The organism is Klebsiella scottii (assembly GCF_036561945.1).
Classification (GTDB): Bacteria; Pseudomonadota; Gammaproteobacteria; order Enterobacterales; family Enterobacteriaceae; genus Klebsiella; species Klebsiella scottii.
In genome coordinates this window covers 1-316 of sequence record NZ_JARXNI010000011.1, presented here as the reverse complement: position 1 = coordinate 316, position 316 = coordinate 1, and the positions used below count along the sequence as shown (strand labels likewise).

General features: G+C 42.4%; 1 rRNA gene. It reads right to left on the bottom strand.

Annotated elements, in window-relative coordinates:
* Positions 1 to 214: 214 nt before the first annotated feature.
* A 16S ribosomal RNA gene (locus QFI97_RS00050) occupies positions 215 to 316 on the bottom strand; the annotation flags it as partial.

The following is a 316-nucleotide window of genomic DNA, read 5'->3' as shown; positions in this document are numbered from 1 at the left end:
TCGTAAAACAGTCCGCGTTGCGAAAATTTGAGAGACTCGAACACACCGCTTTTCCTTTCTTATTACGGAGAAAGGAAACAGTGTGTCGTTTCAATTTTCAGCTTGATCCAGATTTTTAAAGAGCAAAATTTCACAATGCACTTAACAGTACATTTTGAAATTTATCATTCATCAGACAATCTGTGTGGACACTACAAAGGCAGGTTCTTTCAGGTAAGGAGGTGATCCAACCGCAGGTTCCCCTACGGTTACCTTGTTACGACTTCACCCCAGTCATGAATCACAAAGTGGTAAGCGCCCTCCCGAAGGTTAAGCT